At 69.7% G+C, this 26,312-nt stretch carries 23 protein-coding genes and 1 tRNA gene; 22 read left to right on the top strand and 2 right to left on the bottom strand.

All coding sequences use genetic code 11. The annotated features are described in order from the left end of the window. Positions 1-21: 21 nt before the first annotated feature. Both AB0M39_RS01065 and AB0M39_RS01060 read left to right on the top strand, forming a co-directional pair. On the top strand, positions 22-1,038 hold the full coding sequence (locus AB0M39_RS01065) for a DUF3883 domain-containing protein (protein WP_365358736.1): 1,017 nt from the start codon (positions 22-24) through the stop codon (positions 1,036-1,038). A gap of 97 nt (positions 1,039-1,135) precedes the next feature. After that, positions 1,136-2,995, top strand: a complete 1,860-nt coding sequence (locus AB0M39_RS01060; protein WP_365358734.1) for a DUF2075 domain-containing protein — start codon at positions 1,136-1,138, stop codon at positions 2,993-2,995. Between the two features lie 489 nt (positions 2,996-3,484). On the opposite strand, the gene AB0M39_RS01055 is transcribed toward AB0M39_RS01060, so the two are convergent. Further along, positions 3,485-3,856 carry a DUF4345 domain-containing protein gene (locus tag AB0M39_RS01055; RefSeq protein WP_365358732.1) on the bottom strand — a complete coding sequence of 124 codons (372 nt, stop codon included), beginning with the start codon at positions 3,854-3,856 and terminating at the stop codon, positions 3,485-3,487. Between the two features lie 237 nt (positions 3,857-4,093). Here AB0M39_RS01055 and AB0M39_RS01050 point away from each other — a divergent pair, with 237 nt between their 5' ends. The 4 genes from AB0M39_RS01050 to AB0M39_RS01035 all read left to right on the top strand — a co-directional run bounded on the left by AB0M39_RS01050 (position 4,094) and on the right by AB0M39_RS01035 (position 7,800). Next, positions 4,094-5,224, top strand: a complete 1,131-nt coding sequence (locus AB0M39_RS01050) for a sensor histidine kinase (RefSeq protein ID WP_365358730.1) — start codon at positions 4,094-4,096, stop codon at positions 5,222-5,224. A 131-nt stretch (positions 5,225-5,355) separates the two neighbouring features. Next, positions 5,356-6,258, top strand: a complete 903-nt coding sequence (locus AB0M39_RS01045) for an ATP-binding cassette domain-containing protein (RefSeq protein WP_365358728.1) — start codon at positions 5,356-5,358, stop codon at positions 6,256-6,258. Then, a complete protein-coding gene (locus tag AB0M39_RS01040) occupies positions 6,251-7,003 on the top strand; it encodes an ABC transporter permease (RefSeq protein ID WP_365358726.1) in 753 nt (250 codons plus the stop codon). Before AB0M39_RS01045 ends, AB0M39_RS01040 begins: the two co-directional genes overlap by 8 nt. A gap of 122 nt (positions 7,004-7,125) precedes the next feature. Further along, a complete protein-coding gene (locus AB0M39_RS01035) occupies positions 7,126-7,800 on the top strand; it encodes a response regulator transcription factor (protein WP_365358724.1) in 675 nt (224 codons plus the stop codon). Between the two features lie 336 nt (positions 7,801-8,136). On the opposite strand, the gene AB0M39_RS01030 is transcribed toward AB0M39_RS01035, so the two are convergent. Beyond that, positions 8,137-8,208: transfer RNA gene (locus AB0M39_RS01030), tRNA-Arg, on the bottom strand. 110 nt (positions 8,209-8,318) lie between these two features. Between AB0M39_RS01030 and AB0M39_RS01025 the strand changes: the two genes are divergently transcribed. From AB0M39_RS01025 to AB0M39_RS00950, 16 genes are all read left to right on the top strand, one after another. Next, entirely contained in the window at positions 8,319-8,801 is a 483-nt protein-coding gene (locus AB0M39_RS01025; RefSeq protein WP_365358722.1) for a response regulator, read from the top strand. A 55-nt stretch (positions 8,802-8,856) separates the two neighbouring features. Continuing rightward, positions 8,857-9,831, top strand: coding sequence for an ArgS-related anticodon-binding protein NrtL (gene nrtL / locus AB0M39_RS01020; RefSeq protein WP_365358720.1), 975 nt, complete (start codon positions 8,857-8,859; stop codon positions 9,829-9,831). A gap of 17 nt (positions 9,832-9,848) precedes the next feature. Beyond that, a complete protein-coding gene (gene lysA, locus AB0M39_RS01015) occupies positions 9,849-11,240 on the top strand; it encodes a diaminopimelate decarboxylase (protein WP_365358718.1) in 1,392 nt (463 codons plus the stop codon). Between the two features lie 111 nt (positions 11,241-11,351). Next, positions 11,352-12,653, top strand: a complete 1,302-nt coding sequence (locus AB0M39_RS01010; RefSeq protein ID WP_365358716.1) for a homoserine dehydrogenase — start codon at positions 11,352-11,354, stop codon at positions 12,651-12,653. 6 nt (positions 12,654-12,659) lie between these two features. Next, the gene (gene thrC / locus AB0M39_RS01005; RefSeq protein ID WP_365358714.1) at positions 12,660-13,730 is read left to right on the top strand and encodes a threonine synthase; all 1,071 of its coding nucleotides are present in this window, start codon (positions 12,660-12,662) and stop codon (positions 13,728-13,730) included. 386 nt (positions 13,731-14,116) lie between these two features. Further along, positions 14,117-15,034 carry a homoserine kinase gene (gene thrB / locus AB0M39_RS01000; protein WP_365358712.1) on the top strand — a complete coding sequence of 306 codons (918 nt, stop codon included), beginning with the start codon at positions 14,117-14,119 and terminating at the stop codon, positions 15,032-15,034. Between the two features lie 386 nt (positions 15,035-15,420). Continuing rightward, complete coding sequence (gene rho, locus AB0M39_RS00995; protein ID WP_365358710.1) at positions 15,421-17,457, top strand: transcription termination factor Rho; 2,037 nt, start codon at positions 15,421-15,423, stop codon at positions 17,455-17,457. A gap of 292 nt (positions 17,458-17,749) precedes the next feature. Continuing rightward, on the top strand, positions 17,750-18,898 hold the full coding sequence (locus tag AB0M39_RS00990; protein WP_365358708.1) for an LCP family protein: 1,149 nt from the start codon (positions 17,750-17,752) through the stop codon (positions 18,896-18,898). A gap of 138 nt (positions 18,899-19,036) precedes the next feature. After that, a complete protein-coding gene (gene rpmE, locus AB0M39_RS00985; protein ID WP_365358706.1) occupies positions 19,037-19,252 on the top strand; it encodes a 50S ribosomal protein L31 in 216 nt (71 codons plus the stop codon). A gap of 106 nt (positions 19,253-19,358) precedes the next feature. Beyond that, positions 19,359-20,438, top strand: a complete 1,080-nt coding sequence (prfA, locus tag AB0M39_RS00980) for a peptide chain release factor 1 (protein ID WP_365358704.1) — start codon at positions 19,359-19,361, stop codon at positions 20,436-20,438. Between the two features lie 71 nt (positions 20,439-20,509). Then, entirely contained in the window at positions 20,510-21,355 is an 846-nt protein-coding gene (prmC, locus tag AB0M39_RS00975) for a peptide chain release factor N(5)-glutamine methyltransferase (RefSeq protein ID WP_365358702.1), read from the top strand. 37 nt (positions 21,356-21,392) lie between these two features. Beyond that, positions 21,393-22,040, top strand: a complete 648-nt coding sequence (locus tag AB0M39_RS00970; protein ID WP_365358700.1) for an L-threonylcarbamoyladenylate synthase — start codon at positions 21,393-21,395, stop codon at positions 22,038-22,040. After that, positions 22,037-22,687 carry a protein-tyrosine-phosphatase gene (locus AB0M39_RS00965; RefSeq protein ID WP_365358698.1) on the top strand — a complete coding sequence of 217 codons (651 nt, stop codon included), beginning with the start codon at positions 22,037-22,039 and terminating at the stop codon, positions 22,685-22,687. The genes AB0M39_RS00970 and AB0M39_RS00965 overlap by 4 nt, the downstream gene beginning before the upstream one ends. A gap of 184 nt (positions 22,688-22,871) precedes the next feature. Further along, positions 22,872-24,149 (top strand): serine hydroxymethyltransferase, encoded by a 1,278-nt coding sequence (glyA, locus tag AB0M39_RS00960; protein ID WP_365358696.1) that lies wholly within the window; start codon positions 22,872-22,874, stop codon positions 24,147-24,149. 105 nt (positions 24,150-24,254) lie between these two features. Beyond that, positions 24,255-25,589, top strand: a complete 1,335-nt coding sequence (locus AB0M39_RS00955) for an MraY family glycosyltransferase (protein ID WP_365358694.1) — start codon at positions 24,255-24,257, stop codon at positions 25,587-25,589. A 262-nt stretch (positions 25,590-25,851) separates the two neighbouring features. After that, entirely contained in the window at positions 25,852-26,289 is a 438-nt protein-coding gene (locus AB0M39_RS00950; RefSeq protein ID WP_365358692.1) for a hypothetical protein, read from the top strand. Positions 26,290-26,312 lie beyond the last annotated feature (23 nt).

The following is a 26,312-nucleotide window of genomic DNA, read 5'->3' as shown; positions in this document are numbered from 1 at the left end:
AGCGGTCACGGAGGAAGGCACTTGCCGACGCACGAGGACATCCGCAAGGACGATTTTTCTGCCCCCCTCTACCGGCCGTCGCGGACAGCCTCCTTCGTGATGGTCCACGTCGGCCAATCGCCCGAAACCCAGCGCAACCTGCAGTACGGGATCGAAACCCGCTCGTGGGGGTTCCCTCTATGGAGGTCCGAGTACCGGTCCGCGCGGCCACGCTTCGCCGTGCTGGCCACGGGAGTGGGTCCACGCGTACCACTCGACGTGTGGAGTACCAAGAAGATCACTCTGTACCTGTTCGAAGTACGTGAGAGCTTCTACGAGGCAAAGGCTCCTCACTGGCCGGATGAGGAAGCCGAGAACGCCATCAAGTACCCGGTGCGCTTCGGCATCGAGCCGTTGGCTGCACTCCGCGACGTCTGTCTCGATGAGGACGGGCCGCTGGGAATGGCCGCCAGTGACGCGATACGGGTTTCAGGAACTCAACGAGGCATAGGCATGCTCGTCGACATCGATCCGCAGCCGTTGCTCGATGCGGCCGGGATCCCGGCGAACTGGTCCGAGCAGCAGACGGTGGCCCTGAACCACACACCCGGCTTCACAGCGGAGCAGGTGAAGCCGCCCAAACCGCCGAAGCGGCCCTCCAGCGGAGCCGGCTTCGTATCCGACCCCAAGAAGCGCAAGGCCATCGAACTGCACGCGGAGGACATGGCAGTCGCTCACTACGCGGGAGAGGGCTGGACAGTCGAACGCCTTGGCAAGCCGTACGACCTCCACTGCACCCGTGACGGGGAAGAGCGCCGCGTAGAGGTCAAGGGGACGACGGGAGCTGCCACAAGCGTCGATCTGACGATCAATGAGGTCGAGCATGCCCGGGACCCGCACAACACCGTGGACCTGTTTGTGGTCAGCGACATCAATGTGGACATGCGGACCGGCGACTACACGGTGGATGGCGGCAGGGTGTTGCACCTCCATGACTGGGCGCCGGCTGAGGAGGACCTGAGGCCGCGGAGCTTTGAGTACCGCCTACCGCTCGCCTGACTGCCCAGATGCACCCTGAGGGGGTCCTGGAGCCTCTACCAGTCTCATGCCATCGAGTCCAACGCCCTTACGGAGAGCGTCCGTGCCTCTTCTTCGCATGTCCGCACGTGTCCTGTTTGATCGATGCAGCGACGGAGCCCTCTTCGAGCGGCTCGCCCATAAGTACCGATCAGTAATCTTCCAGAACCCGTCGTCCAGTGAACGCCGCTCGTGGGAGAACAGCCTCCCGGCCCTGGCAGAGGTCCTGTGCGACGCTGGGCTTGGTGACATCGAGGTGTTGATCGAGTACAGACTCCCCCTCACCAGCCTGCGCGCGGACATTGTCCTTGCCGGCTCCCACCCCACGACGGGCAGACCGTCCTACGTCGTCGTTGAGCTCAAGCAGTGGAGCGAAGCGCACCTCGTTCCTGGCACTGACAATCTCTGTTTAGTAGCGGGAATGGGTAATCGACCGGCTCTACATCCGGTGGCCCAGGTGCGCCGCTACTGCGACTACCTACAGGACTTCACCAATGTACTGAGCGATCAGGAGGACGTCGTCGCGGGCGTGGCCTATCTACATAATGCGGTCGATCGGGATGTCAGTGAACTATTAAGATTTCCCGATGCGAGGGCTCAACTCTTCACGGACACGTCCCGCGGTGAACTCATTAAGTATCTGCAGGCCCGTCTTTCTGCCCTGGATGGTTCACTAGAGGGTGATTCTCTCCTGTCCAGCCCCCATGCTCCCGGTCGTCAACTGATGCGCGCCGCCGCTGCCGAATTAATCGACGGCGGTGAGTTCCTCTTGATGGATGAACAAGAAGTGGCGGCTCGTTTGGTGAAGCGGGCGGCGGACCTGTCGCGACAGTCGGACCAAAAGGAAGTCGTAGTGATATCCGGGGGTCCTGGTTCGGGTAAGAGCATCATCGCGCTTCACCTCATGGGACACCTCGGGAGGGCCGGGCGAAGCGTTGTCCACGCAACCGGATCCAAATCCTTCACCACCACCCTCCGGCATGTCGTCGGCACTAAAAACGGGCGCATTCCAAAGCTCTTCCGCTATTTCTTCGACTTCACAGGAATTGAACGAAACGGGCTGGACGTTTTGATCTGTGACGAAGCTCATCGAATTCGCCAACGGTCCTCGAGGCAGGGCACGTACGCCGGGCATAGGAGCGGTCGAAGTCAAGTGGAGGAACTCATCGACGCAGCCAGGGTGCCCGTCTTCCTGCTCGATGAACATCAGGTCGTGAGGCCCGGGGAGACGGGAAGTGTCGAGACTATCGACGAGGCTGCTCACGCGCGCGGGTGCATTGTTCGCCATGTCGATCTCAACAGCCAGTTTCGGTGCGGCGGGAGCCGTGCCTACGAATACTGGGTACTCCGTCTCCTTGGCCTTGAGCCCGGTGGTCCGATTCAGTGGCGGGCTGAGGAAAATTTCGAGTTGCTCGCCGCCGAATCGCCCGAAGAGATGGAGAGCTGCCTCCGCAGCCGACAAGAATCCGGCTACACTTCTCGCATGACGGCGGGATTCTGCTGGCAGTGGAGTGATCCGCGGATTGACGGAAGCCTGGTCGAAGACGTGGTTATTGGGGCATGGCGTAGGCCCTGGAACCTTAGAGGTGAGCAGCCTGTGGGCGGGGCGCCCGTATCCTCGCTGTGGGCCACTGATCCGTCAGGCTTCGGGCAAATCGGGTGCATTTACACGGCTCAAGGATTCGAGTATGCCTGGAACGGAGTGATCTTCGGTCCCGACCTGGTGTGGCGCGAAAATGGGTGGCGTGCTGTTCCTGGGAAGAGTAAGGACCACGCGGTGAGAAAGGCGGAGCCAGAATATTTCGGCCGCCTTATACGGAACACGTATAAAGTGCTTCTCACGCGAGGTCTGGTCGGTACCGTACTTTACTCAACCGATCCCGAGACTCGCGCCATGCTGGTTAATCTGCTTCCGGCTGGGATAAAGCAGAGTCCGTGAGTGGGCACCCTTCGCCACCAGCCTTGGTTCGCCGGTGCGCCAAGGAGCCGGGCGACGCCTACCTGCGCATAGTCTCGGTACGCGGCAAGCGCGATGGTTTTTCTGCCGTTCGAGGACAAGCGGCTCTCACTGATCCTCGGCAAGGCGTACCTGCTCGATAGCCACCGTGACGTTCCGGGACGAGACCGCGACGGGCAAGCCGGTCACCGAGCGGGAGGTCGCCTGGCGGCAAGGAGCGTCGCGGTTGCACCGGCTCATCCCGGACCAGCCGAGGGCCTCAGCAGTCACCAGCGTCTTCCTGCTTCGCGGGCTGGACCAAGCGAGGCTCGCGTTCCCATGCTTCGAGTACCCCGACAGGATTCGAACCTGCGCACACGGCTCGGGAGGCCCCGTGCGCAAGAGGGGTCTCTGCAGGCCAGTGCCCGGGAGCCGCACGAGCCGGAGTGTCCCGCCCGCGAATGGGCCGCGGTCGGCGCCGCGAGGAAACTCTCACCCTGCCAGCATCAGCAGCCCGGCTCCCACCACCTCGACCCAGAAGTAGAACCACGACGGATAGAACCGCGAGGGCCGCTCCACCAGACGGGCGGCCAGCCTTCCCAACGCCATCCCGCCCAGCGCCACCGCGACCGCGACTGCGATCCCACGCCGCAGGTCGCCGTCGCCGGCGAGGGTGGCCGCCCAGCAGAGCAGCACACCGGTGGCGACGCCGAAGCCTCCGTACACCGCCCGTACTTCCGCACGGGCCTCCGGGACGGTCAGCTCGATACCGAAGGGCCGGATCAGCGTGGCGGGCGCGACGAGACCGAGCACGCCCATGCCGAGAAAGAAGAGGGCGACGGCCCCGATAACTGTGGCGGACATGTCCCGAGGATGGCCGCGGGGGTGGTCTGCCGACCATTACCTCCCGGGTAATCGTGGAGCCGGCTGGACCCGGGCAGGCTGGCCGAAACACGATGGTGGTTGGACCGCACCATTGCGACCTCGGCCATCGGAAGGCCATCGGAAGGTATTCGCGCGGGCGTTGTGGGGCCGCGCGAATACGCAGTGGATGTATACCGGTTGCGGACCCGCCGCGAAGCGAACGCGTACGTTCTGGGTATGGGGGAAATCGCTCGCCGACGCCTGCTCCTGCTCGACTCGCTCGCCGCACTCGGGTACGTACTGCTCCCTCAGGTGTCGGTCCTGCGGCCGGCCCTCGGCGGTGAGGTGGACCACGCCACGGTGTGGCTGTTGTCGGCGGCCACCGCACTGCCGCTCGCCGTCCGCCGGCTCAGGCCGACGCCCGTCTTCGTGTTCGTCCTGACCGCCGCATGCGTCGCACTGGCGGCTGGCCTCGGCCCCGTCCCGTTCCTCGCCGCCGCCTACGCCCTGTACCCGGTGGCCGTGACCAGGCCCCAGCGGACCCGGCTGTCCCCGGTCGCCGTCGGCGGGGTGAGCGTGGCGGGTGCGGCCGCGCTGACGTTGACGGGCGGGCAGCGCTACGAGGGCGGAACCCTGGGCGTGCAGCTCGTGTTCGGCCTGCTGGTGCTGGGCGCCACCTGGGCCACCGGCACGGCGGTCCGGGAACGGCGGGAGAGCGTGCGGCGCGTGGTCGAGCAGGCGGCCGAGCGGGCGAAGGTCGAGGAACGCCTGCGCATCGCCCGCGAGATCCACGACGTCGTCACGCACAGCGTGGGCCTGATCGCCGTCAAGGCCGGCATCGCCAACCACGTGATCGCCGACCGTCCGGAGGAGGCACGGGCAGCCCTGACCGTGATAGAGGACGTCAGCAAGAGGGCGCTGCGCGACATGCGGGCCACCCTCAAGGTGCTGCGCCACAACCCGCAGGACGCCCAGGAGCTCCGGCCGGTCCTGGGGCTGTCGGACCTGCCCGAGCTGCTCCGGACGGCCGAGGCGGCGGGCGTCCACGTCGAGCTGCGGTCCCACTGCCCGCAGGATCCCCCGGACGGTGTGGCGCTGTCCGCGTTCCGGATCGTCCAGGAAGCGCTGACCAACGTCGTCAAGCACGCCGCCCCGACCCGGTGCCGGGTCCACCTCGTCGCGGAAGAGGGCGCGTTGACGATCGAGGTCGAGGACGACGGCCCCGGCCCTGGACACCGGCCAACCGTCCCCGGCGGCGGGCTGGGCCTCGTCGGCATGCGGGAGCGGGCCACCGCCCATGGCGGCGCCCTGACCGTCGGACCGCGGGAGAGGGGCGGCTTCCGGGTCTCGGCCACGCTGCCGTACTGAACCGCCGCCGCACCGGGCCTGCGCAGGGAACGGAAGCCATCCTCAGGTAGGGGCTCCGCCGGCGCCGGACGCCCGGCAGTCCCGTCCCGGGACCGATGTGCCGGCCCCGGCGCCCCCGCCAGACTGGTCCGGTGATCAACGTCCTGGAACTGACCAAGCGGTACGGTGAGAACACCGTTGTGGACCGCCTCACCTTCACGGTACGGCCCGGGTCCATCACCGGCTTCCTGGGCCCCAACGGAGCCGGGAAGTCGACCACGATGCGAATGATGCTGGGCCTGACCCGGCCGGACGCCGGGTCCGCCCGCATCGACGGGCACGCCTATCACGAACTTCGCTACCCGGCCCGGCACATCGGCGCCCTGCTGGAGACCTCGGCCCCGCACCGCAGCCTGACCGCGAGCGACTACCTGCGGTGGCTCGCCCAGAGCAACCGGATCGCCCGGCGCCGGGTCGGCGAAGTTCTCGAGATGGTCGATCTGGCGGGGGCGGCCCGCCGGCGGATCGGCACGTTCTCGCTCGGCATGGGCCAGCGACTCGGCCTGGCCGCGGCCCTGCTCGGCGATCCGCCCGTCCTGGTACTCGACGAGCCGGTCAACGGCCTCGACCCGGAGGGGATCCGGTGGCTGCGCGAACTGCTGCGCACGATGGCCGCGCAGGGCCGCACCGTCCTCGTCTCCAGCCACCTGATGACCGAGATGTCCTTGGTCGCCGACCAGTTGGTCGTCATCAGCGACGGGCGGCTGCTCGCCGACATCGGCATGTCGGAGTTCATCCGGCGGCACGGGCGTACGTACGTCCGTGTGCGCACCCCGGAACCCGGGCCGCTCGGCAGGGAACTCGAGCTCAGCGGGGCCCGGCTCACGCCTGCGCCCGACGGCAGCATCGAGGTCGACGGCCTGCCGGCGGCCGAGATCAGCCGGGTGGCCGCGGCCCGCGGGCTCGCGCTGGACGAGCTGAGCACCCACACAGGATCGCTCGAGGACACCTTCCTCGAACTCGTCGGCAGGGGAGGCAGGAGCACCCGTGTCTGAGACCCTCGCGGCCGTTCACGCCGAGTTCACCAAGCTGCGCGGCGTACGCGGAACGCTCGTCGCGCAGCTGCTGTTCGTCCCCGTCAGCATCCTGATCTCCGCCCTGGGCGGCTGGTCCGCGCGAGGGGCGCTCGACTCGGACAGCCCCATGATCCGGGACGACTTCACGCCCCAGCAGGCTGGACTGGACGGCGTCCTGTACGGCCAGCTCGCGCTGATCGTGTTCGGCGTGCTCGTCGTCACCAGCGAGTTCGCGTCCGGCATGATGCGGGTCTCGCTGCTCGCCGTCCCCCGGCGCGGCCGGCTCTACCTCGCCAAGACGGCCGTCGTCGCCGTCGGCGCCGCGGGCGTCGCCGTCCCGGTGGTCCTCGTGAGCTACCTGGCCACCCAGTCCGCCCTCGGATCCCACGGCGTCTCGATCGCCGCCGCCGGCGTCCCCCGCGCCCTGCTGGGCGCCATGGTCTACCTGACGCTCATGTCCCTGTTCGCGGCGGGGATCGCCATGATGGCCCGCAACGCCATCATCCCGCTGGCCGTCCTGCTGCCGATGGTGCTCGCGGGAACCCACATCCTGTCACTCGTCGGAGCGACGAAGGAACTCGTGCGCTACTTCCCCGACCGCGCCGGCGCGCAGATGCTCACCGTCGACTCGCCCGACGCCCTCACCGGCTTCGCGGTGATGCTCGCGTGGACCACGGCGGCGCTGGCCGGCGGCTACCTGCGGCACCGCCGTTGGGACGCGTGACGGGACACGACTGAGAGGATGTGCCAAACACAGCTCGCACCCCGGGGAGCTGTTGATCGACTGCTAAAGTCGTTCGCTTCCTTGCTTCCATGGCCAGTTGAGCAGCATGCGAGGTATGCGTCATGCCCCAGTCGGTCAGGGTGCTGATCGCTGACGATCAGGCGTTGCTGCGCGGGAGTTTCCGGGTCCTGATCGACGCGAGCCCCGGAATGGAGACGGTCGGCGAGGCGGGCGACGGCGCTGCCGCGGTGCGACTCGCCCGTGAACTCAAGCCGGACGTCGTCCTGATGGACCTGCGGATGCCCGTCATGGACGGGATCGCGGCCACGTGGGAGATCTGTTCCGACGAGACCATGGCGGGTGTGAGGGTCTTGGCCCTCACGATGTTCGACATGGACGAGTTCGTCTTCCCGGCCCTCCAGGCCGGCGCCAGCGGATTCATGCTCAAGGACGCCTCGCCGACCGACCTGGTCGCTGGCATCCGCGTCATCGCCACAGGCGAGGGCGTCCTAGCCCCCACGGTCACCCGTCGCCTGATCGCGAACTACTCCCGCCGGACCGAGACCCCCCGGAAGGCTCCGCGGCTGGTCGGCCTCACCAAGCGGGAACAGGAGGTTCTCGTGCTGATCGCGAACGGCCTGTCGAACGCCGAGATCGCCGAGCGGCTCGTTATCAGCCTGCCGACGGTGAAGAGCCACGTGAGCAGCCTCCTCGCCAAACTCCACGCCCGCGATCGCGCCCAACTCGTCATCATCGCCTACGAGAGCGGCCTCGCCGAGCGGGGAATGCCGACCTGAGGAGGGACGACCACGGGCAGCTTCAGGGTGCGTTTGAACTATTTCGCAGCGAGTACCGCGTTGCAGGACCTAGATCTAGACATTGACGAACTACGCGACGGCGTCGTTGATGGATCTCATGATTTTACGAAGATCGTTCCGTCCGCTCGCGATCGTTTCTGGTCCAATGGGCGGCGCCGAGAGCGGCGCTGCTGACTACGCTCGAACGTCTAGCGCAGGTCTATCGCGAACAGCACCCAGCAACGACAAAGAGCCGGACCCAGTGAGACTGGGTCCGGCTCTCGATGTCTGGCACTTCCGCAGGTCAGCGAGTCGACCACGCTGGTCCGGAAGAAGTGCCCCCGGCAGGATTCGAACCTGCGCACACGGCTCCGGAGGCCGTTGCTCTATCCCCTGAGCTACGGGGGCGTCCGCCGGTCTCGGCGGCGACGGGTAGAACACTACCAGCTCACACAGGGTCGTCGTGAACGGGTATTTACGGGTCCCGCAGCAGCTCACGTCGCCCGCACGGGGTGGAAGTGGGCAAAACCCGGACGCAGCCCTGCCCGCCGACCTACTCTCGAGTTGTGTCAGGCGCGTCCGGCCGGGTGCTCGTTGTCGACGACAACAGGGTCATTCGGCAGCTGATCAGGGTCAACCTCGAGCTGGAGGGCTTCGAGGTCGTGACCGCGGCCGATGGTGCCGAGTGCCTGGACGTCGTCCATCGCGTCTGCCCCGATGTCGTCACCCTCGACGTCGTCATGCCCCGTCTCGACGGGCTCCGCACCGCCGCCCGGCTGCGGGACGATCCGCGGACCCGGCATCTGCCCGTCGCCATCATCAGCGCCTGTACGCAGTACGAGGTCGAGAGCGGCCTCGTCGCCGGCGTCGACGCCTTTCTCGCCAAGCCCTTCGAGCCCGCCGAGCTCGTCCGTCTCGTACGGCAGTTGACGCACCGGGAGGGTCCGCCGTCCGTCGACGGCAGGCATGGCGCCGGGCGGGCGGGAAGCACACGGGGCTGACCGCATCGCGAAACCGGTTCGCGAAGGGCCCCCCTCCCTCCCATACGCTGGTCCCGTGACTCCCGCAGAGCTCTCCCATACCGTGCTGCACGCCGTGTGCCGTGCGGTGGAGGAGGGTGCGTTGCGGGCGCCCGTGCCCGAGAGCGTCACGGTCGAGCGGCCGCGCGCCGGAGGGCGCGGGGACTACGCCACCAATGTCGCCCTGCGCCTCGCCGGGCCCGCCGGGCGTGCGCCCCGGGACGTCGCCGAGGTGCTGCGCAGCCGGATCGCCCAGAGCCCCGGCATCGCACGTATCGAGATCACCGGGCCCGGGTTCCTCAACATCACGCTCGACTCCGGCGCCCAGCAGCAGCTGGTGCGCGAGGTGCTGGCGCGCGGCGCCGCCTATGGGCACGGCGACGCGCTCGCCGGGACCCGCGTCGCCCTCGGCGCCGTCGACGAGCTGCGCGGCCGGATCTGGACCGAAGCCGTCCGCGCTCTGCTCCGCAGCCAGGGCGCCCAGGCCGACATCGTGCCCGGCGCCGCCGAGACCCTGCGTCCCGTGCCCGCCCCGGACACGGACCTGTTCGCCCGCCTCGGGGCCGACGCCGCCCGCTGGGCCCTGCTCTCCGCCGCCTCGCACGACCGGGCCCAGACCGGGCCGCGGCTTCTCGTGCAGAGCGAGAGCAACCCGCTCTTCAAGGTGCGCTACGCCTACTCCCGTACGCGCGCGCTCACCCGCGCGGGCGCGGAGCTCGGCCTGCGCGCAGCGCCCGAGCAGCACGTCGACGAGCCCGGCCTCACCGCCCTGATCGGGGACCACCCCGGCGTCCTCGCCTCCGCCGCCCGCCTGCGCGCCCCCGACCGGGTCGCCCGGCATCTGGAAGGCGCCGCCGACGCCGTCCTCGCCTTCCAGCACCGCGTACTGCCCGTCGGCGACGAGAAACCCTCGGCCGCCCACCGCTCCCTGCTCGCGCTCGCCGAAGCGGCAGGGACGGTGCTGGCCGGCGGTCTGTCCCTGCTCGGCGTCAGCGCACCCGAATACTTGTGAGATGTGAGAGAGACACCATGAGCCGTTCCGCACACCCCGCCGGGCCCCGCCACGCGGACGTAGTCCCCGAGGGGCACTACACCGCCCCGCCCACCGACCTCAACGCCCTCGACGAGAAGGTCTGGGCCCGGACGGTCGGCCGCAACGGCGACGGCGTCGTCACCGTCGGCGGGATCGAAGTGACCCGGCTGGCCGAGGAGTTCGGCACCCCCGCCTACTTCCTGGACGAGGCCGACTTCCGCGCCCGCTGCCGCGCCTGGGCCGAGGCCTTCGGCAAGGACGCGGACGTCTTCTACGCCGGCAAGGCCTTCCTGTCGCGCGCCATCGTGCGCTGGCTCAAGGAGGAGGGGCTCAACCTCGACGTCTGCTCCGGCGGCGAGCTCACCACCGCCCTCGACGCCGGCATGCCCGCCGAGCGCATCGCCTTCCACGGGAACAACAAGAGCGTCCAGGAGATCGAGCGGGCCGTGTCCGTGGGCGTGGGGCGCATCGTCCTGGACTCCTTCGAGGAGATCGTCCGCGTCGCCCACATCGCCCAGAGCCAGGGCAGGCGCCAGCGCGTCCAGATCCGGGTGACCGTCGGCGTCGAGGCGCACACCCACGAGTTCATCGCGACCGCGCACGAGGACCAGAAGTTCGGCATCGCGCTGGCCGGCGGCCAGGCCGCAGAGGCCGTCCGCAGGGCCCTCAAGCTCGACGGGATCGAGCTCATCGGGATCCACTCCCACATCGGCTCGCAGATCTTCGACATGGCCGGCTTCGAGGTCTCCGCCCGGCGCGTGGTGCAGCTCCTGGCCGCGGTGCGGGACGAGCACGGCGTCGAGCTGCCCGAGATCGACCTCGGCGGCGGCCTCGGCATCGCGTACACCTCCGACGACGACCCGCGCGAGCCCCACCACATCGCCAAGGCGCTCCATGAGATCGTCACCCGTGAGTGTGAGGCCGCCGATCTCCGCACCCCGCGGATCTCGGTCGAGCCGGGCCGCGCCATCGTCGGTCCGACCGCCTTCACGCTGTACGAAGTCGGCACCGTCAAGCACCTCGAGGGGCTGCGCACCTACGTCAGCGTCGACGGCGGAATGTCGGACAACATCCGCACCGCGCTGTACGACGCCGAGTACAGCGTCGCGCTCGTCTCCCGGACCTCCGACGCGCCGCCGATGCTCAGCCGCGTCGTCGGAAAGCACTGCGAGAGCGGCGACATCGTGGTGAAGGACGCCTTCCTGCCCGCCGACCTCGCGCCCGGCGACCTGATCGCCGTGCCCGCCACCGGCGCGTACTGCCGTTCCATGGCGAGCAACTACAACCACGCACTCCGTCCGCCCGTCGTCGCGGTCTCCGACGGCGAGGCGCGGGTGGTCGTCCGGCGTGAGACAGAGGAAGATCTCCTGCGTCTCGATGTCGGTTGATGAAATTGATGTCTCGAATTCTGGACGGAAGACAGAAAATTCAGTCCAGTGAGTGAGACTGGTCGAACCCTGGCTTGTAATGGGCCGTCTCTATTGAAAGGCGAGAGTCGGATGATGCGTACGCGTCCGCTGAAGGTGGCGCTGCTGGGCTGTGGAGTGGTCGGCTCAGAGGTGGCGCGCATCATGACGACGCACGCCGACGACCTGGCGGCTCGGATCGGCGCCCCGGTGGAGCTGGCGGGGGTGGCCGTGCGCCGCCCCTCCAAGGTGCGCGAGGGCATCGACCCCGCGCTGATCACCACCGACGCGACGGCGCTGGTCAAACGCGGCGACATCGACGTCGTGATCGAGGTCATCGGCGGCATCGAGCCCGCCCGCGGCCTCATCACCGCCGCCTTCGAGCACGGCGCCTCGGTGGTCTCGGCCAACAAGGCGCTGCTCGCCGAGGACGGCGCGACCCTCTACGCCGCCGCCGAGCAGCACGGCCGGGACCTCTACTTCGAGGCCGCGGTCGCCGGCGCCATCCCGCTGATCAGGCCGCTGCGCGAGTCTCTGGCCGGCGACAAGGTCAACCGCGTGCTCGGCATCGTCAACGGGACGACCAACTTCATCCTCGACAAGATGGACTCCTCCGGCGCCGGGTACTCCGAGGCGCTCGACGAGGCCACCGCCCTCGGATACGCCGAGGCCGACCCGACCGCCGACGTCGAGGGCTTCGACGCCGCCGCCAAGGCCGCCATCCTCTCGGGGATCGCCTTCCACACCCGCGTACGCCTCGACGACGTCTACCGCGAGGGCCTCACCGAGGTCACCGCCGCCGACATCGCCTCCGCCAAGCGCATGGGCTGCACCGTCAAGCTGCTCGCCATCTGCGAGCGCGCCGCGGACGGGAAGTCGGTCACCGCCCGCGTCCACCCCGCGATGATTCCGCTCAGCCACCCGCTCGCCTCCGTCCGCGAGGCGTACAACGCCGTCTTCGTCGAAGCCGAGGCGGCCGGGCAGCTGATGTTCTACGGTCCCGGCGCGGGCGGCTCGCCCACCGCGTCCGCGGTCCTCGGCGACCTGGTCGCCGTGTGCCGCAACAAGCTCGCCGAGGCAACGGGGCCCGGCGAGTCCGCGTACACGCAGCTGCCCGTCAGCCCCATGGGCGACGTGGTGACGCGGTACCACATCAGTCTCGACGTGGCCGACAAGCCGGGCGTGCTCGCCCAGGTCGCGACGGTCTTCGCCGAGCACGGCGTGTCGATCGACACGGTGCGCCAGCAGAGCCGACTCGACGGAGGCGGCGAGGCGTCGCTCGTCGTCGTCACCCACCGCGCGCCCGACGCCGCCCTCTCGGGGACGGTCGAGGCGCTGCGCAAGCTCGACACCGTGCGCGGTGTCGCCAGCATCATGCGTGTTGAAGGGGAGTAAGGACCCATGACGACCAACCACACCCACCAGTGGCGCGGCATCATCGAGGAGTACCGGGACCGCCTTCCGGTCACGGACACGACGCCCGTCGTCACGCTGCGTGAGGGTGGCACGCCGCTCGTGCCGGCGCAGGTCCTCTCCGAGCGAACCGGCTGCGAGGTGCACCTGAAGGTCGAGGGCGCCAACCCCACCGGGTCCTTCAAGGACCGCGGCATGACGATGGCCATCACCCGGGCCAAGGAGGAGGGCGCGCAGGCGGTCATCTGCGCCTCCACCGGCAACACCTCCGCCTCCGCGGCCGCCTACGCCGTACGCGCCGGGATGGTCTGCGCCGTCCTGGTGCCCCAGGGCAAGATCGCGCTCGGCAAGATGGGCCAGGCGCTGGTCTACGGATCGAAGATCCTGCAGGTCGCCGGGAACTTCGACGACTGCCTCAACCTGGCCCGCAGCCTGTCCGAGAACTACCCGGTCGCGCTGGTCAACTCGGTCAACCCGTACCGCATCGAGGGCCAGAAGACCGCCTCCTTCGAGATCGTCGACGCGCTCGGCGACGCCCCCGACATCCATGTGCTGCCCGTCGGCAACGCCGGCAACATCACGGCGTACTGGAAGGGGTACAAGGAGTACGCCGCGGACCGGATGTCCACCCGCACCCCCCGGATGTGGGGCTTCCAGGCGTCCGGCTCCGCGCCGATCGTGCGCGGCGAGATCGTCAAGGACCCCTCGACCATCGCCACCGCCATCCGGATCGGCAACCCGGCCTCCTGGGACCTCGCGCTGGCGGCCCGGGACGAGTCGGGCGGCTTCATCGACGAGGTGACGGACCGTGAGATCCTGCGGGCGTACCGGCTGTTGGCCGCGCAGGAGGGCGTCTTCGTCGAGCCCGCCTCGGCCGCGTCCGTCGCCGGTCTGCTCAAGGCCGCCGAGCAGGGCAAGGTCGACCCCGGGCAGCGGATCGTCTGCACGGTGACGGGCAACGGTCTGAAGGACCCGGACTGGGCCGTCGCCGGAGCGCCTCAGCCGGTCACGGTCCCGGTCGACGCGGCAGCCGCGGCGAACCTCCTCGGCCTGGCGTAGCCGCCCGGCCGCGGGGCCCCGCCACCGCCCGTACGGCCCCCGCGTCCGCCAGACGGCCGCGCAGGACCCTCGGACGGACGCACAGGCCCCGCCGAGGGGCTCGCGGACCCCGGGCCTCCCCTCGGAAGCCCGGGTTTCCCCGCCGTAAAGCCCCGCAACCAGGACGACGCGGTACGTAGGGGCACAGGAGGCTCGCGACACGCATCGTGCGCCTCCTGTGCGCCCTATGTCGTCACTGAACCTTCCTTCGATAGGCTGTAGGAACCCGCCCCGCCGCATATGCCGCGGTGTAGTCGCCGTTACGGCCCCGGGTCTTCGTACCTCTCGAAAAATCCAAGCACGTTTCGTAGAACTCGCAGTTCAGAACCAAGGAGAGTCATCGTTCGATGGCCGGTCCAGCGTTCCGCGCCGCCGCCGTCCGGGTGCGCGTCCCCGCCACCAGCGCCAATCTCGGTCCCGGCTTCGACGCCTTCGGGCTGTCGCTGGGGCTGTACGACGACGTGGTCGTCCGGGTCGCGGACTCCGGGCTGCACGTCGACATCGCGGGTGAGGGCGCCGCGACGCTTCCCCGCGACGAGAGCCATCTGCTGGTGCGCTCCCTGCGCACGGCCTTCGACCTGCTCGGCGGGCAGCCGCGCGGCCTCGAGGTCGTCTGCGCCAACCGCATCCCGCACGGGCGGGGCCTGGGCTCCTCGTCGGCGGCCATCTGCGCCGGCATCGTCGCCGCCCGCGCGGTGACCATAGGGGGCGACGCCAAGCTCGACGACGCGGCGCTGCTGGAGCTCGCCACCGAGATCGAGGGGCATCCCGACAACGTGGCCGCGTGTCTGCTCGGCGGCTTCACGCTCGCCTGGACCGACGGGGGAGCGGCGCGCGCCATCAGGATGGAGCCGTCGGATTCCGTCGTTCCGGTGGTTTTCGTGCCCCAGAAGCCGGTGCTCACCGAGACGGCCCGCGGCCTGCTGCCGCGCACCGTCCCCCATGTGGACGCCGCCGCCAACGCGGGCCGTGCGGGCCTGCTCGTCGAGGCGCTGACCAGGCGTCCCGAGCTGCTGCTGCCCGCCACCGAGGACCGTCTCCACCAGGAGTACCGCGGCCCGGCGATGCCGGAGAGCGTCGCCCTGGTGAACCGACTGCGCGCGGACGGCGTCCCCGCGGTCATCTCCGGCGCGGGCCCCACGGTCCTCGCGCTGGCCGAGGACGGTGTGGCCGACAAGGTCGCACGGCTGGCGGGCGAGGAGTGGGCGGCCAACCGGCTCACCTTCGACGCCGCGGGCGCGAGCGTTCTGCCGCTCGGCTCGTAGCGACACGAGATTGCCGGTGATGGAGAGGGGGAATGTTTGTTGGAGCCGGTAGTGTTAACCTCAAGTCTGCAACCGACGTCTTTGTGGCGCGGTGCTCTGTGTCCCGATTCGGGACCGCCATTCTTCCGGGAGCCTCCCAAACTGCCTGAGCAGCCTGCCTGAGCAGTTTCGAGCACGCTCCGGAACCGGCACGACACCCCTCGCTTTGCCAGGAGTGGGCCGAGCAGGGGGATCTCGGGCCGGACTTTGCACATTAATTCTTTCCGCCGTTCATTAATCGGCGGGACCACCGCCCCGACATCGGTTCGCAATCCAGGACCGCAGTCGGACAGCACAACCGGTCGCCGAGCCAGAAGGCCGACGTCCGCTCCAGGGAAGGACCCTTCGTGAGCGACACCACCGATCTGATGGGCGTGACTGCCGACAACAGCGTCGACACCTCCGCGCCCGCCGCAGGTGCTGCCTCCGGCACCACCTCACGGCGCCGCCGCTCCGGCACCGGCCTCGAGGGCATGGTCCTGGCCGAGCTGCAGCAGGTCGCGTCCGGCCTCGGCATCAGGGGCACCGCGCGTATGCGCAAGAGCCAGCTGATCGAGGTCATCAAGGAGGCGCAGGCCGGCAGCGGAGCCTCCGCTTCCGCGTCCAAGAGCGCCGAGGCGACCGCCGGCGACGCCGCGACCAAGCCGAAGCGCCGTGCCACCTCCAAGGCGCGCACGGGCGACGAGGCCGCACCGGCCGCGGCGAAGTCCGCCGCCGCCGAGAAGGCCGTGGCCCAGCAGCAGATCGACATTCCTGGGCAGCCCGCCAGCGACGACCAGCCGGCCGGGGAGCGCCGCCGTCGTCGGGCCACCGCGCAGGCCGGCAGCCCGGAGCGCGCCGAGGTCAAGGCCGACGCCGCCGTCGACGTCAAGACGGAGGCGCAGCCCGAGGCCAAGGCCGAGGCCGCCGTCGCCGTGTCCGCCCAGGAGGGCGCGGACGGCCGTCGCGACCGCCAGGACCGAGGCCAGCGCGCCGACCGCGGCGAGCGCGGAGGCGAGCGCGGCGACCGCCGTGAGCGTCAGCGCGACCGCGGCCGCGGCAAGGGCGAGGACCAGCAGCAGGGCGGCCAGCGCCAGCAGCGCCAGGGCGGCCAGCAGCAGGGCCCGCAGAACACCGGCCCGCAGGACGACTTCGACGACGAGGCGGGCGGCCGCCGCGGCCGTCGTGGCCGCTACCGCGACCGCCGTGGCCGTCGCGGCCGCGAGGACTTCGCCACCGGCGAGCCGCAGGTCTCCGAGGACGACGTCCTGATCCCCGTCGCGGGCATCCTGGACATCCTCGACAACTACGCGTTCATCCGGACCTCCGGCTACCTGCCCGGCCCGAACGACGTGTACGTCTCCCTCGCCCAGGTCCGCAAGAACGGCCTGCGCAAGGGCGACCACGTCACCGGCGCCGTGCGCCAGCCGAAGGAGGGCGAGCGCCGCGAGAAGTTCAACGCGCTGGTCCGCCTCGACTCGGCGAACGGCATGGCGGCCGAATCGGGCCGCGGGCGCCCGGAGTTCAACAAGCTGACCCCGCTGTACCCGCAGGACCGGCTCCGCCTCGAGACCGACCCGGGCGTGCTCACGACCCGGATCATCGACCTCGTGTCGCCGATCGGCAAGGGCCAGCGAGGCCTGATCGTGGCCCCGCCGAAGACCGGCAAGACCATGATCCTCCAGGCCATCGCCAACGCGATCACGGTCAACAGCCCCGAGTGCCACCTGATGGTCGTCCTGGTCGACGAGCGTCCGGAAGAGGTCACCGACATGCAGCGGTCGGTCAAGGGCGAGGTCATCTCCTCGACCTTCGACCGCCCGGCCGAGGACCACACCACCGTCGCCGAGCTGGCCATCGAGCGCGCCAAGCGCCTCGTCGAGCTGGGTCACGACGTGGTCGTCCTGCTGGACTCGATCACCCGTCTGGGCCGTGCGTACAACCTCGCGGCCCCGGCCTCCGGGCGCATCCTGTCCGGTGGCGTCGACTCGACCGCGCTCTACCCGCCGAAGCGCTTCTTCGGCGCCGCGCGCAACATCGAGGACGGCGGCTCGCTGACCATCCTGGCCACCGCGCTGGTCGACACCGGCTCGCGCATGGACGAGGTGATCTTCGAGGAGTTCAAGGGCACCGGCAACATGGAGCTCAAGCTCGACCGGAAGCTCTCCGACAAGCGCATCTTCCCGGCGGTGGACGTCGACGCGTCCAGCACCCGCAAGGAGGAGATCCTGCTCGGCAGCGACGAGCTCGCCATCGTCTGGAAGCTGCGCCGGGTGCTGCACGCGCTCGACCAGCAGCAGGCGATCGAGCTGCTGCTCGACAAGATGAAGCAGACGAAGTCGAACGCGGAGTTCCTGCTTCAGATCCAGAAGACGACCCCGTCCGCCGGCAACGGCAACGACTGACGGTCCTCTCGGCCCCGCTCCGGGAGATCTTCGCCACAGCCGCAAGGCCGCGCAGATCTCCCGGGCTCCTCGCCCCCGCCCGCCGAACTGGCAGGTGAGAGCGGAGAGTCCGGGCCGCACAGCAGCCCGTTGTGCCCACCGTGCCTGGCGCGGTGGGCACTGTGCTTTCTTAAGGAGTTCTCAGACCCCTGTGCAACCCTTCTTGCTTCTTCAACGTCTGACAAGTGCCGACAATCCGCCCCTGACGGTCATCGCAGGGGGACGCGGGAAGTAAGCGAGAGCCGAGGAGACCATGGCTGAGCAGAGCAGCGGCAGCGGTCGAATACGCAGCCGCGGCAAGCGTCGTAAGCGGCCCAGCAGAGGCCGCCGGGCGATGACGATTGCCGCGTGGTCGACGGCCGGAATCGCGCTGATCGGCGGATCGGGCCTGGGATACGTCTACTTCAAGCTCAACGGCAACATCGAGGGCGTCGACATCAACGCCGCACTCGGCACAGACCGCCCCGACGACGTCGACAACGGCTCCATGGACATTCTGGTCCTGGGCTCGGACTCCCGCTCCGGCGCCAACTCCGAGTACGGCGAGGACGAGGGCGGCGCCCGCTCCGACACCGCGATGATCGTGCACGTCTACGAGGGCCACAAGAAGGCCAGCGTCGTCTCCGTCCCCCGCGACACCCTCGTCGAGCGCCCCCAGTGCAAGGACTCCAAGGGGACCTCCGTCCCCGGCCAGCGGCGGGCCATGTTCAACACGGCGTACGAGTCCGGCGGTCCGGCCTGCGCGGTGAAGACCGTCGAGAAGATGTCCGGCATCCGCATGGACCACTACATCGAGGTCGACTTCACCGGCTTCAAGAAGCTGATCGACGAGCTGGGCGGGGTGGAGATCACCACCACCAAGCGGATCGACGACTCCAAGAGCCACCTCGACCTGCCGCCGGGCACGCACCAGCTCAACGGCGAGCAGTCGCTCGGCCTCGTACGGACCCGCAAGAGCGTCGGCGACGGCAGCGACCTCGGCCGAATTCAGCTCCAGCAGGCGTTCATGAAGGCCTTCATCGACCAGGTGAAGGACGTCGGGGTGTTCTCGAGCCCGAAGAAGCTGCTCGACCTCGCCGACGCCGGCACCAAGGCCATCACGCCCGACTCCGAGCTGGACTCGGTCAAGGAGCTGATGAGCTTCGCCAAGGGGCTGAGCGCCCTCGGCGCCGAGGACGTGCAGATGGTCACGATGCCGGTGCAGTACGACCCGCGCGACCCCAACCGGGTCGTCCCGCTGGAGAAGGCGTCCCGGCAGGTCTGGGCCGCGCTGGCGCAGGACAAGGCCATTCCCGCCTCCGCGATCAAGGACTCCGCGGGCGACAAGGGCTCCGCGGGATCCGTCGTGCAGAGCCGCCAGCCCGCCCAGAAGGGCTCCTCGCCGGGTGCGAAGAGCCCGTAGGCCGCCCCCGGAATAGATCCGGGCCCACCCCGGTTTTGGGAGATACGGCCAGTCCTGGCAGACTGGTACGTCGGCCCCGGTTCACGTGCGAGCAATCCGTCCGCACGACCCGGCGCCCTCCCGAAACTAGGAGACACCTTGAAGCGCGACATCCACCCCGAGTACGTCGAGACCCAGGTGAGCTGCACCTGTGGCGCGTCGTTCACCACCCGTAGCACCCTCGCCGAGGGCACCATCCGTGCCGAGGTCTGCTCCGAGTGCCACCCGTTCTACACGGGCAAGCAGAAGATCCTCGACACCGGTGGCCGCGTGGCCCGCTTCGAGGCCCGCTTCGGCAAGGCTGCCAAGAAGTAGCGAGCCATTGCGCCGGCCCTCGGCCGCCCCTGCACGGGGGTGGCCGAGGCCGGCGCTTTGTCCGTTCTGAGCAGCCCCCTTCGCGTACGAAAACCAGGAGCCCCCGATGTTCGAGGCGGTCGAGGAACTGATCGGCGAGCACGCCGATCTCGAGAAGAAGCTCGCCGACCCTTCGGTCCACACGGACCAGGCGAACGCGCGCACGCTCAACAAGCGCTACGCCGAGCTGACCCCGATCGTCGGCACGTACCGCTCCTGGAAGCAGACCGGCGAGGACATCGACACGGCGCGTGAACTCGCGCACGACGACCCGGACTTCGCCGCCGAGGTGAAGGTGCTGGAGAAGCAGCGCGAGGAGCTCACCGAGAAGCTGCGCCTGCTGCTGGTCCCGCGCGACCCCAGCGACGACAAGGACGTCATCCTCGAGGTCAAGGCCGGAGCGGGCGGCGACGAGTCCGCCCTGTTCGCCGGCGACCTGCTGCGGATGTATCTGCGCTACGCCGAGCGCGTCGGCTGGAAGACCGAGATCATCGACGCCACCGAGTCCCCGCTGGGCGGCTACAAGGACGTCCAGGTCGCCGTGAAGACCAAGGGCGGCCAGGGCGCCACCGAGCCCGGCCAGGGCGTCTGGGCGCGACTGAAGTACGAGGGCGGGGTGCACCGCGTCCAGCGCGTGCCCGCCACCGAGTCCCAGGGCCGAATCCACACCTCCGCCGCCGGTGTGCTGGTCACGCCCGAGGCCGAGGAGATCGACGTCGAGATCGTCGCGAACGACCTGCGGATCGACGTCTACCGCTCCTCCGGGCCCGGCGGCCAGTCCGTCAACACCACCGACTCCGCGGTGCGCATCACCCACCTGCCGACCGGAATCGTCGCCTCCTGCCAGAACGAGAAGAGCCAGCTCCAGAACAAGGAGCAGGCGATGCGTATCCTGCGCTCCAGGCTGCTCGCCGCGGCCCAGGAGGAGGCCGAGAAGGAGGCCGCGGACGCGCGCCGCAGCCAGGTCCGCACCGTGGACCGCTCCGAGAAGATCCGGACGTACAACTACCCGGAAAACCGGATCTCGGACCACCGCGTCGGCTTCAAGGCGTACAACTTGGACCAGGTGCTCGACGGCGATCTGGACGCGATGATCCAGGCCTGCGTCGACGCCGACTCCGCGGCCAAGCTCGCCGCCGCCCAGTAGCACCCGCAGTACCCCCGCCGCACCCGCAGTACCCCCGTACCACCCGCACACCGCTCAGCCCGGAGGACCGCGTGAACCTGCTGCTTGCCGAGGTGGCCCAGGCCACCCAGCGGCTGGCCGACGCCGGCGTGCCCTCACCGCGCTTCGACGCGGAGGAGCTCGCCGCCTTCGTGCACGGCGTGAAGCGGGGAGAGCTGCACAACGTCCCGGACGGGGACTTCGACGCCCGGTACTGGGAGGCCGTCGCCCGCCGCGAGGCCCGCGAGCCGCTCCAGCACATCACCGGCCGCGCCTTCTTCCGCTATCTGGAGCTCCAGGTCGGCCCCGGCGTCTTCGTGCCGCGCCCCGAGACCGAGTCGGTCGTCGGGTGGGCCATAGACGCCGTGCGGGCCATGGACGTCGTCGAGCCGCTGATCGTCGACCTGTGCACGGGCTCCGGCGCCATCGCGCTCGCCATGGCGCAGGAGGTGCCGCGCTCGCGGGTGCACGGCGTGGAGCTGTCCGAGGACGCGCTGAGGTGGACCCGCAAGAACGCCGAGGGCTCCCGCGTCGCCATCCACCAGGGCGACGCCCTGAGCGCGCTGCCGGAGCTGGACGGCCAGGTCGACCTGGTCATCTCCAACCCGCCGTACATCCCGCTCACCGAGTGGGAGTACGTCGCCCCCGAGGCGCGCGACCACGACCCGGACATGGCGCTGTTCTCCGGCGAGGACGGGCTCGACACCATCCGCGGCATCGAGCGCACCGCCCACCGGCTGCTGCGGCCCGGCGGCCTCGTCGTGATCGAGCACGCCGACACCCAGGGCGGCCAGGTCCCGTGGATCTTCAACGAGGAGGCCGGCTGGGCGGACGCGGCCGACCACCCGGACCTGAACAAGCGACCGCGCTTCGCGACGGCACGCAAGGCCATGCCGTGACGACCCCGATCCAGTACGTGTACGAGGAGGCCCTCTGATGGCTCGGCGATACGACTGCAACGACGCGAGCGACCGTACGACCGGTCTGCGCGAAGCCGCATCGGCCGTCCGTCGCGGCGAGCTGGTCGTGCTGCCCACCGACACCGTGTACGGCATCGGCGCGGACGCCTTCAGCTCGGAGGCGGTCGCCGACCTGCTGGAGGCCAAGGGGCGCGGCCGCAATATGCCCACCCCCGTCCTGATCGGCTCCCCGAACACCCTGCACGGCCTGGTCACCGACTTCTCCGAGCAGGCGTGGGAGCTCGTCGACGCCTTCTGGCCGGGCGCGCTCACGCTGGTCGCCAAGCACCAGCCGTCCCTCCAGTGGGACCTCGGCGACACCCGGGGCACCGTCGCCGTCCGGATGCCGCTGCACCCGGTCGCGATCGAGCTGCTCACCGAGGTGGGCCCGATGGCGGTCTCCTCCGCGAACCTGACCGGGCACCCCTCGCCGGAGGACTGCGACGCGGCCCAGGAGATGCTCGGCGACTCCGTCTCGGTCTACCTGGACGGCGGCCCGACCCCGGGCATCGTCCCCTCCTCCATCGTCGACGTCACGGGCAAGGTCCCGGTCCTGCTGCGCGAGGGAGCGCTCGTTGCGGACGAGCTGCGCAAGGTCGTACCCGACCTCGAGGTGGCCAATTGACCGCCCCTGAGGGGCGTGGCATAGCGGGGTCCGAGTTCAGTGCGTCCGCCTTCCGCATCCTCCACGTCAGCACCGGCAACGTCTGCCGCTCGCCGATCACCGAGCGGCTGACGCGGCATGCCCTGAGCGACCGCCTCGGCGATCCGCTCACGGGCGGCGTGATCGTGGAGAGCGCGGGCACCTGGGGGCACGAGGGCGCCCCGATGGAGGCCAACGCGGAGGTCGTCCTCGCGGACTTCGGCGCGGACGCGACGGGCTTCGTGGGCCGGGAGCTGCTGGACGAGCACGTCATCCGCGCGGACCTGGTCCTCACCGCGACCCGGGACCACCGGGCCCAGGTGATCTCGATGGGCCACTCGGCCGGTCTCAGGACCTTCACCCTGAAGGAGTTCACCCGGCTGGTGCGGGCCATAGACCCCGCGACGCTGCCGGACGCGCGGTCCGAGGGGGTCGTGGAACGCGCCCGTGCGCTGGTGCGGGCGGCGGCGGCGCTGCGCGGCTGGCTGCTGGCGCCGAGCCCGGACGCGGACGAGGTGTACGACCCGTACGGGGCGCCGATCACCTTCTTCCGCTCGATCGGCGACGAGATCAACCAAGCCCTGGACCCGGTCCTGACAGCGCTCACGGGCGTCCCGCCCCGAGGCTGAGCCGCCCAGGGCCTCCCGCCCCGCCTCTGCCCCCCCGCCCCCGCCTCCCGGACCACGAGGTGCCCGCGGGGCAGACGCGTCGCGAGCCGACGCCGTCACCGGAATCCGCCGATAACCAGGCAAGCCGCGCAACCCCGGCCTACATTGGAAGCGCCGCCCCTCCGCGCGAGGCCTGGAGCCACCCATGCCGGTCACCGCCACCGCAGACACAGCCGCCGCCGCCCTGCCCGTCGCCCACGCCGACTTCGGCGCGCTGCGCCGCCAGGACCCCGAGATCGCCGAGGTGATCCTCGGCGAGCAGACCCGCCAGAGCGAGACCCTCCAGCTCATCGCGGCCGAGAACTTCACCTCGCCGGCGGTGCTGGCCGCCCTCGCGTCGCCGCTGGCCAACAAGTACGCCGAGGGCTATCCCGGCGCCCGCCACCACGGCGGCTGCGAGCTGGTCGACGTGGCCGAGCGGCTCGCCGTCCAGCGGGCCACCGCGCTCTTCGGCGCCGAGCACGCCAACGTGCAGCCCCACTCCGGCTCCTCCGCCGTCCTGGCGGCGTACGCGGCCCTGCTCAAGCCCGGCGACACCGTGCTCGCCATGGGACTCCCGTACGGCGGCCATCTCACCCATGGCTCGCCCGCGAACTTCTCCGGCCGCTGGTTCGACTTCGTCGGCTACGGCGTCGACGCCGAGACCGGCCTGATCGACTACGAGCAGGTCCGCGACCTCGCCCGGCGGCGCCGCCCCAAGGCGATCGTCTGCGGCTCGATCTCCTACCCCCGCCACCCCGACTACGAGACCTTCCGCGACATCGCCGACGAGGCGGGCGCGTATCTGATCGTCGACGCCGCCCACCCCATGGGCCTGATCGCCGGCGGCGCGGCCCCCAGCCCGGTCCCGTACGCCGATGTGGTCTGCGCCACTACGCACAAGGTGCTGCGCGGCCCGCGCGGCGGGATGATCCTGTGCGGGTCGGAGCTCGCCGAGCGCATCGACCGGGCGGTGTTCCCCTTCACCCAGGGCGGCGCCCAGATGCACACGATCGCCGCCAAGGCCGTCGCCTTCGGCGAGGCGGCGACCCCGGCGTTCACGGCGTACGCCCATCAGGTCGTCGCCAACGCCCGGGTGCTGGCCGACGGGCTGGCGGGGGAGGGCATGGCGGTTCTCACAGGGGGCACGGACACCCATCTGATCAGCGCCGATCCCACCCCGCTCGGCGTGGACGGCCGGTCCGCCCGCGGCCGGCTCGCCGCCGCCGGTGTGGTCCTGGACACCTGCGCGCTGCCGTACGGCGACGGCCGGGGCCTTCGGCTGGGCACCGCCGCCGTCACCACCCAGGGCATGGGGGAGGCCCAAATGGCCCGTATCGCGGGGCTGTTCACGGCGGGGCTGCGGGCCGAGGGCGAGCAGGCGCGGACGGTCCGTGCCGAGGTGCGGGAGCTGGCCGGTAGATTTCCGCCTTATCGGGGGTAGCCGCGCCAGGTGCAACCATCGCGGCCCCTCGTATGTCCTCAAGCATGTGGCTACCAGAGCTAGGGTGTGGGGCTGAGATGGCCAGCGATTCCTGTGGGGCAGCCCGTGCGTGATTACCTGCTGACGCTCTGCGTCACGGCCGCGGTGACCTATCTGCTCACCGGGCCGGTGCGCAAGTTCGCCATCGCGACCGGTGCGATGCCCGAGATCCGCGCCCGCGATGTGCACCGCGAGCCGACGCCGAGACTCGGCGGCATCGCCATGTTCTTCGGACTGTGCGCCGGACTGCTCGTCGCCGACCATCTGCAGAACCTCAACAGCGTCTTCGAGCTGTCCAACGAACCGCGTGCGCTGCTCTCCGGCGCGGCCCTGATCTGGATCATCGGCGTCCTGGACGACAAGTTCGAGATCGACGCCCTGATCAAGCTGGGCGGCCAGATGATCGCCGCGGGCGTGATGGTCATGCAGGGTCTGACGATCCTGTGGATCCCCGTGCCCGGCGTCGGCACCGTCTCGCTGACCTCCTGGCAGGGCACCCTGCTGACCGTCGCCCTGGTCGTCATCACCATCAACGCCGTGAACTTCGTCGACGGCCTCGACGGCCTGGCCGCCGGCATGGTCTGCATCGCCGCCGCCGCGTTCTTCCTCTACTCGTACCGCATCTGGTTCGGGTACATGATCGAGGCGGCCGCGCCGGCGACCCTGTTCACCGCGATCCTGATGGGCATGTGCCTGGGCTTCCTGCCGCACAACATGCATCCCGCGCGGATCTTCATGGGCGACTCCGGCTCGATGCTGATCGGCCTGGTGCTCGCCGCGGCCGCGATCTCGGTGACCGGGCAGGTGGACCCGGACGCCCTGAAGATCTTCGAGGGCAGCACCCGCGAGGCCACGCACGCGGCGCTGCCGGTCTTCATCCCGCTGCTGCTGCCGCTGACGATCATCGCGATCCCGGTCGCCGACCTGGTGCTCGCGATCGTCCGGCGCACCTGGAAGGGGCAGTCGCCGTTCGCCGCCGACCGCGGGCATCTGCACCACCGGCTGCTGGAGATCGGGCATTCGCACAGCCGCGCTGTCCTGATCATGTACTTCTGGTCGGCGCTGATCGCCTTCGGCGTCGTCGCGTACTCGGTGCACTCGGCGTCGATGTGGATCGTGCTCGTCATCGTCGTGCTGAGCGCGGTGGGCCTGGTGCTCCTGCTGCTGCCGCGCTTCACCCCGCGCGCCCCGCACTGGGCCGAGGCGTTCGTGCCGCCCCGCTACCGCCGCCGCAGGGTCCGCCGGGCGGAGCCCGCGCCCGCGCTGTCGTACGAGGGCCAGGAGCCGCGCGCGGAGGGGATCCCCGAGCGCACCCCGGTGCCCGCGGGCGTCAACGGGGCGACAGCGATCGGCCCCCGTTCGCGCTTCCCGGACCGACGCAAGGCCGGCACCCGCGGTTGATCCGCCCGGACATGAGCCCCATTACCAGACAAAGCGGCTTCCCGGGCTGCACACACGCGCGGGGTCACTCTCATGTGTGATGGTTGGCACACTCCCTGGGTAAAGACCTCATCAAATAGTTTGTGATACCGTTCACGAGACCCGGAGACAGAGCCGAAGGACCGTAGTGCGACGGTTCCTTGGCCCCGAGGCACAACTCGGACCGGGATTACGCTCGTCCATGACGACACCACTGCCCCCACCAGCAAGCGGAGCTGCCGCCATGCCGTCCAACGACGCCCGCACTCTCCTTCAGACCGCCGTACCCACCGCTGCCGCAGGCGTCGTCGCCGCGGTGGTCAGCGGGGTCGTCGCCGGTGGCAAGGGGGCGCTCGGAGCCGTGGTCGGCACCTTGGTGGTCATGCTCTTCATGGGGATCGGCATGGTCGTGCTCCAGCGGACGGCCAAATCGCTTCCGCAGCTGTTCCAGGCCATGGGGCTGATGCTCTACACGGCTCAGCTGCTGCTGCTCTTCGTCTTCATGGCAGCGTTCAAGGACACCACCCTGTTCAACCCCAAGGCCTTCGCCTTCACGCTGCTCGCGGCGACCATCGTCTGGGTCGCCGCGCAGGCGCGTGCGTATATGAAGGCCAAGATCCTCTACGTCGACCCCGACTCGGTCAAGGCTGAGAAGTCCGAGAAGGCCGGGTCGCCGACGTGAGGGGTAGGGCCGGGATAAATGCC

It is taken from the genome of Streptomyces sp. NPDC051907 (genome assembly GCF_040681075.1).
In the GTDB taxonomy this organism is placed as follows: domain Bacteria; phylum Actinomycetota; class Actinomycetes; order Streptomycetales; family Streptomycetaceae; genus Streptomyces.
This window is presented reverse-complemented; position numbering and strand designations above follow the sequence as displayed.

Bases quoted from the DNA above. Each gene is read 5' to 3' on its own strand.
- AB0M39_RS01060 (WP_365358734.1), top strand. From the start codon at position 1,136: ATGTCCGCACGTGTCCTGTTTGATCGATGCAGCGACGGAGCCCTCTTC.
- AB0M39_RS01055 (WP_365358732.1), bottom strand. From the start codon at position 3,856: ATGTCCGCCACAGTTATCGGGGCCGTCGCCCTCTTCTTTCTCGGCATG.
- AB0M39_RS01050 (WP_365358730.1), top strand. From the start codon at position 4,094: ATGGGGGAAATCGCTCGCCGACGCCTGCTCCTGCTCGACTCGCTCGCC.
- AB0M39_RS01035 (WP_365358724.1), top strand. From the start codon at position 7,126: ATGCCCCAGTCGGTCAGGGTGCTGATCGCTGACGATCAGGCGTTGCTG.
- lysA (WP_365358718.1), top strand. From the start codon at position 9,849: ATGAGCCGTTCCGCACACCCCGCCGGGCCCCGCCACGCGGACGTAGTC.
- AB0M39_RS01010 (WP_365358716.1), top strand. From the start codon at position 11,352: ATGATGCGTACGCGTCCGCTGAAGGTGGCGCTGCTGGGCTGTGGAGTG.
- thrC (WP_365358714.1), top strand. From the start codon at position 12,660: ATGACGACCAACCACACCCACCAGTGGCGCGGCATCATCGAGGAGTAC.
- thrB (WP_365358712.1), top strand. From the start codon at position 14,117: ATGGCCGGTCCAGCGTTCCGCGCCGCCGCCGTCCGGGTGCGCGTCCCC.
- AB0M39_RS00990 (WP_365358708.1), top strand. From the start codon at position 17,750: ATGGCTGAGCAGAGCAGCGGCAGCGGTCGAATACGCAGCCGCGGCAAG.
- prfA (WP_365358704.1), top strand. From the start codon at position 19,359: ATGTTCGAGGCGGTCGAGGAACTGATCGGCGAGCACGCCGATCTCGAG.
- AB0M39_RS00970 (WP_365358700.1), top strand. From the start codon at position 21,393: ATGGCTCGGCGATACGACTGCAACGACGCGAGCGACCGTACGACCGGT.
- glyA (WP_365358696.1), top strand. From the start codon at position 22,872: ATGCCGGTCACCGCCACCGCAGACACAGCCGCCGCCGCCCTGCCCGTC.
- AB0M39_RS00950 (WP_365358692.1), top strand. From the start codon at position 25,852: ATGCCGTCCAACGACGCCCGCACTCTCCTTCAGACCGCCGTACCCACC.